A 9918-nucleotide genomic window follows, 5' to 3' on the forward strand; every position below is an offset into this window, starting at 1 on the left:
GCTTTTGATAATATTCCCTTATTTCTATCGTAAGGACGTTTGTCTTCTCCAGAAAATATAAATTCAGACAGCCCATCATTGGGATAAATTCCATATTTAGCAAGAGTTCGTTCACATTCTTTCTGCCACTCTCCAGTGTGATATTTTTCTTCTCCGCCAAGATCTCGAATATCGTTCACAGAAAGTAATGGAGAGTTAAACAAGATTTGTCTTGTGTGTTCTTCGCCACGAAACAACCTCATTTCACTATCTTTACCTTTACCTCTAAAAAATTCGACAACAAATAGTTTATCGAAATCAAAAATACAAATTTCTGTGATTGCTTGGATAATTGTCACCTCATTATAAAGAGCGTCACCTATCTTTTTTCTAGAAGATTCTGGAATGAAAATTCGTATCTGTTCAAAGCGATCACTATAATTTGACCAAAAATCTTTTCGACTTCTTAACTTACGTTCATTACTACCTCTAGGCAAAAACTTATTAGTATTAATAGATAAGTCATCATTGATAAATTCACCATATAGTATTATGTTGACTAGCTTTTCAAAATCCGCAAAGTTAACTGCACCGATCCATTCTCTTAACTTACGTCTTGCACCTTCACTCAAATATGTTGCCAGATCGCCTTTTTGATAATGTAGCTTTAACCATTCAACAAACTCTGGATATTTTTCACTATCTTCTTTTGTAACTTTAATTAAAATTGTTTCAACTGCTTTTACTTGCTTTCCAATAATATCTATTTCTTGAGTGAGACATTTTACTAGCCATCTACTCATACTAGTATTATCAGAATGAGATTTAATTCTAGCATTTTGTGATTCTATCGCAAAAAAATTAGTAACTTCTAAAGTAAATTCCGACAAATCAATTGTGACTAAACCAGTATGTTCTTGGATAAATTTTAAAATTTCATGCTTTCCCCATTGGGCTTTTAGTGAATTAGGTACAACCGAGTAAATGCCCATCATAGGTATTAATGCAATTGCTTTAATAATGGCATCATTTTCAGTTAAAGCATTTTCAAAACTGTCGAAAGTTTCTTTAAGAGATGAAGAAAAGGGTTGATTTTCTAAATAAGAACGTAAATAACCTCTCAACAAATAATATTTAAGTAATTTATTCTGTGTTGCTGCAACCCATAATTGCTTGGATGAATTAATTGCTTCGTGTGGCGATTGCTGATTATCCCAAGCAGCTTTTTTAAGAACACACCAAAAACAATCAACAGCCGACAAGTTACTAGATTGTCCGTTGTTAATTTTTTCAAAAATTTGGTCAATATTTGGGATATTTTGAGAACTCGGTGGAATGTCATCAGCTAATTGAGCCAACTTGGTAGGAGAAGATTGGGGAATTAATTGCAAACGTAAATTCATGGCTTTTCAGACTCTAAGAAGTTTGGACGGCGCACTTGAAAACGGAAAGTGACACGCCGATCGGTGGGATCAACTGTAGTTTTATTGGAATCTAAAGCCCCTCGACCTGCAACGAGCATTTTTTCACGTAAGCGATCTTTAGTTTCAAATTTGGGAAAGCTGGGATCATTAAAAATGTATTGATATACTGCCGAAGCACGGCGCAAACTCAAATCCATGTTCTCGCGATCTCTGCCTGAAGAACTGGTCGAACCTTCAACAGAAATTCGTGTAACTTGACTGTCTAGGTTTAACTCTTTTGAAAAAATAATCTTGCTATAGGCAGGAATAAATTGTCTAAGAAATGCTTTCCCATTAGTATTCAATGTAGAGCTGTCTTCATCAAATAGAATGCGATCTCCAATTTGTAGATCTCCTGTTTTAGGGTCAACTGAAAACGAACCTTTGCCAATAGCTTTTTCTAATTGACTGCGTATTATTTCAGGTAAATCTCTAAAGGCTTTTTCATACTGTTGTACTTCTCTTTCTAACTCCTTAGATTTTTCTAGTGCTACTTGATACTGCACAAACACAATGATAAACAACAGGGCAAACACCATCAGTAATCCTGACATCAAATCACCGATCGATAGCATGACACTATTTTCTTCTTCCTCTTGAGGAAGTTCTAGCTGCAATTTGCGATCATCCATGATTTATTTATCCTTAACTTCTTTATGGACTTCTACTAAAACATTGGCAGCATCTAGCAAACCACCAGATACTCTCGCCATTGCTAAATCTGCTTGTTTAAAGAAGTCCTGCTCACCATTAATCATCTGTTGCAACATTTTTTCTAAGGATTGCATAGATACTTGGTAGTTATCGGTTAACCTTTGATTGCTAATTTCTAGGCGATCAATTTGATCTCCAACACTACGAGAAATTTCTGTTAACTGCTCAATTCTTGCCGCGTGGGAACTTTCAACAGCACTACCAAGCTTTGAGATCGATATTGCCGCGTTTTGAATCTCTTTAACTCTTGCTGTGATGTCATTAGTAAGCTCCTTACGGCGCTCATACTCTTCGCGAAATATAGCGTCTAACTCTCTGACCACTCCCGCCAGCCCATCGCGCTGTGTACCTAAACTTTCTTCTAACAAATTATTTTGACGGTCAAAAAATTCTTGTAAATTTCGCTGATAGGCAACTTGGAAAGTTTCTAGCTGTTGTTGTGTCGTATCGCTCATGTGCTGTAAGCGAGTATCTATATTGGTGAGACTTGCCACTAAAGACTCTCTAGAACTAATCATCAAATCAGAAGTTTCTTGCCCTACTGTTCGCAAAATATCATTTTGTTCTTGGAAAGTCATTTGTGCTTGAGTTAAAATCTCTTTCGTTCCTTCCCGAATTTCTTTGGCTGTACTAACTAAGACATCGTTGGTCGAGGTTCTAAACTCAGTAAGCGTTTTTTTCAGGCTCTCAGCAAACTCTGTTAACTTCATCATGGTTTCATTCTGAAAATCTGCAAGGGTTGATGATGCAATTGCTAATTTTTCGGCAATTCCTCCTAGATTTTCATTTAGGGATTGAATTTGTTTAGAAGCATCTCCTAGAACTTTGGCACTATAATTTAGTAGTTTTGAACTTTGATCCAATTTTTGGGTTACGGGATCAATTAGTTCTGTTCTCATATCGCCAATTAGGTTAGAAAGCACTTGCGATTGATCGTTGGTAATCTTTTCTAATCGCAATTGAGATTCAGCGATTTTCTTAAATGTTGGTGCAAGACGTGAATCAACTATCAGATCAAACTGTAATGCGATCGCTCTGCCAACGGCTGCACCAATTGCCTCTGCATTAAACTGACTTGCCAGCCCTGCAAGTTGTTTTGCTGCCTCTGCCGTCGAGTCAAAATTCAGTCGAGACATTGCCCTTTCAGGGGTTTCTAAAACTGCGATCGCATCTAGCTCCTGACGAAGCTTATAGCATCTGCCTCGCCTCAATTTATCTGTCACTGCCAAAAAAGCAGACAAAGCAGTGCTAGTACCTAATCCAAGTAATGAAGTAATGAAAGCTGTTTTCATCCCTGCAATTAAGGTAATTGCACTACTCAGCGATTGATTCACCTCGTTAGGATCGATGTTTACACCCATCAAACCCGCAGACATTCCCCAAAAAGTACCCAAAACACCGATCGCAGTCAGAATTGGAGGAATAAAGCGCAAGGAACTGCGTGGTACAACCGCGATTTCTCTGGGGTATTGCTGTAAGCGAAATTTGCGATCACTTGGATCAGTTTTATCAAATAAGAGGTGTTCTTTCAACCAGCCTGAATTTGGCGCAGAACCTCTAGCTTGATTCTCTTTGAGAACTTTTATGTTGCTTGCTAAACTCTTAAACTTTATCCCAGATCTATATACAGCAATACATTCATACACAATCCCAAATCCAAAAAGCCCAAGCGTTGCAGAATAAAAAATCCAACCGTCATTCCAAATTTTGCCCCAATCCCAATCCATCGAAATATCTCCCTAATTTTTATGAAAACTCTAGCATTTGATTAAATGTCCAAATTCAACCTTTTTAGCTCATAGCAAGCCAGTTTTGTACCTCTGATTCTGTCACCAAGCCCTTTGCTAGCCAATTTTTAACTTTTCGCTCTGGCAAATGCTTGGCATCGTTCAACTTTTTAGCATTGCCATCAACATTAATGGTTACTGGAATCTGCAATTTAACGCTATAGACAGGTTCTGACGGATAATTTGGATCGGGGGCAAGATAGGCGCGATCAGAAAATTCACGCAGCAATCTTAACTGCAACCGTCCCTTAATATCGCGTAGAGATGTTGTAATTGGCGATTCATTAGTTAATAGAGCTTGCATAGCGTGCCAAGCTTGATTAATTGCATCAATTTCAGCAATAAGATGTGTGTAGGTGTCCACATAATCCCCCTAAAATATCTCTAAAAATTATAGGTCTATTTTTAGGCAACTTATCTAGAAGATTTCAGCAAAAGAGCAAGCACTTCATGAAAATCCGTAAAATCAATAGCCATGAGCGTCTAGAAATTCTCAAGGGGGATTTATATGCCTACTCACGCTGGACTAATCAAGATTTGCCACGATCGCATTTGACAGCGATTAATTCTGAAGAAGTTCTTGTCGCGGAAATTGACGGCAAAATTGCCGCCGCTTTGCAATGTTTTAGTTTTCAGCAGTCGGTGCGCGGCAGTCTTAAAGCCATGGGGGGCATCGGGGGTGTCTGGACATATCCTGAACATCGCAATCAGGGATGTGTCAAGGCCTTGATGCGGACTGCATTTGTGGAAATGCGGATGCAGGGCATCTGTGTCAGTATGCTTACGCCTTTTAAGGAGAGCTTTTACGGGGCATTGGGCTATGCGATCGCAAATTCCACCAATGAGATCACTATTCCTGTTGCATCTTTATCCCATTATTTAAAGTTAAAAAATTCAGCGAACTTGATTTGCGATCGCATTGCTGCAACTGAAGTCAAAGATATCCTGTCAAATTTTTTATACGAGAATCTGCGATCGCAAAATTTATTGCCCCATAGTCATGGTTTAGTAATTACCAACTTTAACTATGAGCAATGGTGGCACTTACACCGTCAAAAAATGGCTGTGGTAATTAGGCGCGATCGCCAACCTGTAGCTATGGCAATTTATGCGATCGATAGCAGTGGCAATCTGCCGATTGGTGATCGCCAGATCGAAATCTCATCAATATTTTGGACAGATCTCGAATCTCGCGATCGACTGCTGCATTTTTTTGCCAGTCATCGCGATCAAGTGTATAGCCTCAAAATGCCAATCCCTAGTCATACAAATGTTCATCCATGGCTCAAGGATGCAGGGCGGCTAAATACAGCAATAACTGATCCTTGGATGGTCAGAGCTGTTGACGTTGTGGGAGTCTTGCATGGTTTAGCCGTCACCTGTGAGCCATTTACCTTTGCCCTCCGCGATCCTTATTGTCATTGGAATGATGGTGTATTTGGCATTAGTGGCGAGCGGGGTCAGCTTACGGTCAAACGCTATGGCGGCGATACTAGTAATCTTGTCATCGATTTTCATGCAACTATTGCTGGCATTTCCGCCTTGATCTATGGCACTCATGCGATCGCCGAATTAGTCCATAAACAATGGATCACCCACATCAACGCCACCACCTGCGAACGATTAGAAAAATGCTTTACACCTTGCGTGATTTATAATCCTTTTAAGTTCTAATTAAGTTCTAAACCTTCAGAGGCAATATCCATTGGTTATTGTCTCAATCCTCAAACCCATGAAAGAAAAACTCACTCGTAGTCAAGAACGAGTGCTACATCTCCTCCAACATCATGAACGCGCCATATCAGCGCAAGATATTCATTCGGAGTTACGCAGTAGTGAAAAGAGTATGGGGCTAGCGACGGTTTACCGATCGCTAGATACTTTGAAATTGCAAGGTCTAATCAAAGCATTAACCTTGCCCCATGGGGAAACGGTCTACAGTGTTATGCCTGCGGACAAACATCATCTCAACTGCCTTAATTGTGGCAAATCGCTGCCCATCGATTGTTGCCCGATCCATGATCTCGGTAATCAATTAGCGAAAAAACATACTTTTCAAATTTACTATCACACTCTCGAATTTTTTGGTTTATGTGACCAATGTCAGCAAGAATCACCATAAAAAATTAGCGCTTGTATTGTCCGCAATATCCTGAACTACTGAATACTTATGTCTACTGTCCTTGTTCCATTGTTTGAAGGCTTTGAAGAAATAGAAGCAATTACAATCATTGATGTATTACGTCGCGCAGATATAAACGTTACTACCGCTAGTTTAGATGGACAAACTGTAAATGGCGCTCATGGCATCATCGTTACTGCCGACCGACTACTATCACAGCTAGATGCGAGTAAATTTGATGCGATTGTTTTAGCGGGAGGGGCTGGTACTTTTCGCCTTAGAGCCGATGCTCGCATTGCCAAAATATTGATTAACTATGCCGCAGACAATAAATTAATTGCCGCCATTTGTGCCGCGCCGACGGTTCTCTCCGATGCAGGTTTGCTCAAGGATAAAAGAGCGACCTCCTATCCATCTGTGCAAGAGCAAATGCAAGTTGCCGAATACCTGACAATTCCTGTGGTGGTGGATGGCAATATTGTCACCAGTCGGGGCGCGGGTACGGCAATGGCGTTCGCACTCAAATTAGTTGAAATTTTACAGGGTAATGCGATCACAAATAAAATTGCTGATTTGATCGTGGCAAATTGATAAAGCGAGGTGACACCCAAAAGCACCCCATCCGCGTGCGGATAGGGTGCTTTTGGGTGAATATATTAGGTAAACGCAAGCAATCCAAAGTACAAGAAAACACCTAATATAGGGATAAAGATTAACAACCCATACAAGGATGACTTATTCAGACTAGTGGGAATTGTAAATAAAACAATTAAACCAATTACAAAGTTCACTAAGGGAATAAAAAATAAAATTAACCACCATCCGGGTTTACCTGCGGCTCGCACCATCACCCAGATTTGAGCAATTGGAACCCAAGCCAACCAACTGTTAGGGATGTTGAGCTTATCGGCAATTTTCATCAAGCAAAAGCTCGTAAAAACATAGGCTACAATCCCAAAGCTGCCCGCAACAAACATAATGTTGTTAAAAGCAGCTTTTTGTTCTTCTGTGAGTGAATTGTAATCAATGGTGGTGGAGCTATCTGAGTTGTCTGTTGAGGTATTACTGTCTTGGGCAATTATGCGATCGCGATTTTGGATAGTTACCGCAGAAGTTGCGATCGCAGCAGAATTAGCATTAGAGAAACTAGGTGCAACTACAAAATGCTGTAGCCCAATTACAGCAAACAAAGCAATCAAAAAAATAGAAATTCTGCGCCAAGTCGTTCCTAAATGGGCAAATCGCGAATGTAAATACTTAGATAAATTCACTGTGTACTCCTAAACACCAGCAAGACATAAAGCATTAATTACTGGCAATACCGTAAGACTATAGGAATATTTATTTGTTGATCTAAGGGCTTCAGATTTCTTAATTCTTGAGCCAATTTTATTCTAAATTCAGTTAACTCAAGGTAACTTACCGATATAGTCACGAATTACAGGCGTAAAAATTTTTACTACTTGTTGATAAACTTCTCTTTTAAATCGCACAATTGATTCCAAAGTTTTTTCAATCGGCATAAACTGAACTATCCGAAATTCGCGATCATGGACATCGAGCTGACAATCAGAAGCAGGATGATCCCAATAAAAAGCAAACCAGCGCTGTCTTTGTCCACAATAATTTGCCCATTTTCCAGATAGTTTTAAGGTGGGGGGGAAATCGTAATATAGCCATTCAGGATGGACATAGGCCAAAACAGCATTATTAATTCCCACCTCTTCATAAAGTTCCCGCAAGGCGGCTACCTGTGGATCCTCGCCATCATCAATTCCACCCTGTGGAAATTGCCACGAATCGGGTACACCCACACGCTCGCCAACCAGCACTTCTCCTTTGCGGTTAAAAACGATAATTCCCACATTGGGGCGATAGGACTTTTCTGGTGTCATAGTTTTTCGTATAAATAAAGCAAAAGCATAACACCGCCACGAAATATCATCAAAAAGAGAAAACCCCATGCTAGGCATGAGGTTTTCTCTTTGGGGAATATCTACACCAAAGCTCTTTCTAATTGAGCAACAGGTTCAGATACTTCTTGATTAATTTGCGATCGCTTTGGCGTTGGCAAGCCAACCATTTCTGCATTGCTAGCTCCGGGGGGAACCATGGGATAGCAATTTTCATTACGTTTGACGCGAAAATCAGCAAATACTGGGCCATCATAGGCAAGAATTTCGGCAACTGCTGACTGTAAATCAGTCGGTTCAATTACCTTTACCCCTTTGACTCCATAGGCTTCAGCAAGCTTCACAAAGTCAGGCATCCCCACCTCCATATTAGAAGAAGAGTAACGCTCATCATAGAAACTCTCTTGCCACTGGCGTACCATGCCCTGCCAACCGTTATTGATCACGATTACTTTGACATTGATGCCATATTGAGCCAAGGTGCCAAGCTCTTGGATATTCATCTGAATACTGGCATCACCACTAATACAGATCACTTGATTGTCAGGCAGGGCAACCTTTGCACCCATGGCAGCAGGCATACCATAACCCATGGTGCCAAGCCCTGCACTAGAAATCCATTTGCGGGGCCCAGTTTTAATCAGTTGTGCTGCCCACATTTGATGCTGTCCAACATCCGTCGCAAAATAGGCATCAGGAGCTTGCTTGCCAAACTCATAGATCACCTGCTGCGGCGACAATACATTGTCGTAGCTCGGAACTTCGAGGGGATAATCTTCTTTCCATTCATCAAGTTGGACAAACCACTCCTTAGTTTGGATATTTTCTTCGTAGCTAGTGGCTTCGAGAATTGCCTGCAATACCTCCTTCACATCCCCCACGATGGGTACATCGGGTTTGCGATTTTTACCCACCTCGGCAGGGTCAATATCAATGTGAATTACTTTGGCTTCGGGTGCAAATTTATCAAGACGACCTGTAACGCGATCGTCAAATCTTGCCCCAACTGCAATTAAAAGGTCACAACTCTGCACGGCAAAGTTAGCATAGGCAGTGCCATGCATTCCCAACATGCCCACCGAGAGATTGCTATTTTCATCAAACGCACCTTTACCCATCAAGGTTGTGGTGACAGGCAAATGAAAACGATTGGCAAGCTCGGCAATTTCCGCATGGGCATCAGAAAGCACTGCGCCACCACCCGCGTATAGTAAAGGACGCTTGGCTTCACGAATCAAGTCGATCGCAGCGGCAATTTGATGTAAATATCCCTTGGCTTTGGGTTTATAACCAGGCAGATCAATTTCAACATCAGGATTATAATCAAAATGATGTTGAGCAACATCCTTAGGAATATCGATAAGCACAGGGCCCGGACGACCAGTAGAGGCAATATGAAAAGCTTCGGCAACAGTCCTTGCAATGTCTTCTGGGCGGCGAATTACATAAGAATGTTTGACAATGGGTAAAGTAATTCCCCAAATATCCGTTTCTTGGAAAGCATCAGTCCCGATCGCATAGGTAGGTACTTGACCTGTAATTACCACTAGGGGAATCGAGTCCATCTGCGCGGTCGCAATACCAGTTACTAGATTAGTTGCCCCAGGTCCAGACGTAGCGGCACAGACTCCCACTTCACCAGTGGCGCGTGCATAGCCATCAGCAGCATGGACAGCCCCCTGTTCGTGGCGGACAAGATAGTGTTTGATCTCACCTCTTGCCTCTGACTGATAAATTTCGTCATACACTGGCAGTATTGCGCCACCAGGATAGCCAAAGATATGTTTCACACCTTGTCGTCTCACACTGTCGATGAGAGCAAATGCACCCGTTGTTCGCAAAGTAGCCTCCTCTAGACTCTTAAAACTTGATTGGTAACCCTAATGAGATGCGGCGTTCCAGATACTTTTTGCCTCTACTACGAACTAGTAGTTTGTAGC

The 9918-nt window shown here is 41.1% G+C and carries 10 protein-coding genes; 3 read left to right on the top strand and 7 right to left on the bottom strand.

The window, feature by feature from the left end:
• From H6F41_RS17930 to H6F41_RS17945, 4 genes are all read right to left on the bottom strand, one after another.
• Positions 1–1382: EH signature domain-containing protein (locus H6F41_RS17930; protein ID WP_190404829.1), on the bottom strand; the 1382-nt coding region annotated here is incomplete at its 3' end.
• Positions 1379–2074: an OmpA/MotB family protein gene (locus tag H6F41_RS17935; protein ID WP_190404830.1), complete on the bottom strand. Its 696-nt coding sequence runs from the start codon at positions 2072–2074 to the stop codon at positions 1379–1381. The genes H6F41_RS17930 and H6F41_RS17935, both read right to left, overlap by 4 nt.
• A 3-nt stretch (positions 2075–2077) precedes the next feature.
• Complete coding sequence (locus H6F41_RS17940; protein ID WP_190404831.1) at positions 2078–3883, bottom strand: hypothetical protein; 1806 nt, start codon at positions 3881–3883, stop codon at positions 2078–2080.
• A gap of 64 nt (positions 3884–3947) precedes the next feature.
• Complete coding sequence (locus H6F41_RS17945) at positions 3948–4307, bottom strand: hypothetical protein (RefSeq protein ID WP_190404832.1); 360 nt, start codon at positions 4305–4307, stop codon at positions 3948–3950.
• Positions 4308–4393: 86 nt separating this feature from the next.
• On the opposite strand from H6F41_RS17945, the gene H6F41_RS17950 reads away from it, so the two are divergent.
• From H6F41_RS17950 to H6F41_RS17960, 3 genes are read left to right on the top strand one after another with little or no spacing between them, the layout of a single operon-like run.
• The gene (locus H6F41_RS17950; RefSeq protein ID WP_190404833.1) at positions 4394–5617 is read left to right on the top strand and encodes a GNAT family N-acetyltransferase; all 1224 of its coding nucleotides are present in this window, start codon (positions 4394–4396) and stop codon (positions 5615–5617) included.
• Between the two features lie 58 nt (positions 5618–5675).
• Positions 5676–6065, top strand: coding sequence for a Fur family transcriptional regulator (locus H6F41_RS17955; protein WP_190404834.1), 390 nt, complete (start codon positions 5676–5678; stop codon positions 6063–6065).
• Positions 6066–6113: 48 nt separating this feature from the next.
• On the top strand, positions 6114–6656 hold the full coding sequence (locus H6F41_RS17960) for a DJ-1 family glyoxalase III (protein ID WP_190404835.1): 543 nt from the start codon (positions 6114–6116) through the stop codon (positions 6654–6656).
• A 65-nt stretch (positions 6657–6721) separates the two neighbouring features.
• Here the strand turns inward: H6F41_RS17960 and H6F41_RS19295 are convergent, their stop codons facing one another.
• The 3 genes from H6F41_RS19295 to ilvB all read right to left on the bottom strand — a co-directional run bounded on the left by H6F41_RS19295 (position 6722) and on the right by ilvB (position 9819).
• Complete coding sequence (locus H6F41_RS19295; protein ID WP_190404836.1) at positions 6722–7336, bottom strand: DUF5684 domain-containing protein; 615 nt, start codon at positions 7334–7336, stop codon at positions 6722–6724.
• A 138-nt stretch (positions 7337–7474) separates the two neighbouring features.
• Positions 7475–7960: an RNA pyrophosphohydrolase gene (locus H6F41_RS17970; protein ID WP_190404837.1), complete on the bottom strand. Its 486-nt coding sequence runs from the start codon at positions 7958–7960 to the stop codon at positions 7475–7477.
• A gap of 101 nt (positions 7961–8061) precedes the next feature.
• The gene (ilvB, locus tag H6F41_RS17975; protein WP_190404838.1) at positions 8062–9819 is read right to left on the bottom strand and encodes a biosynthetic-type acetolactate synthase large subunit; all 1758 of its coding nucleotides are present in this window, start codon (positions 9817–9819) and stop codon (positions 8062–8064) included.
• Positions 9820–9918 lie beyond the last annotated feature (99 nt).

It is taken from the genome of Pseudanabaena mucicola FACHB-723, from assembly GCF_014696385.1.
In the GTDB taxonomy this organism is placed as follows: domain Bacteria; phylum Cyanobacteriota; class Cyanobacteriia; order Pseudanabaenales; family Pseudanabaenaceae; genus Pseudanabaena.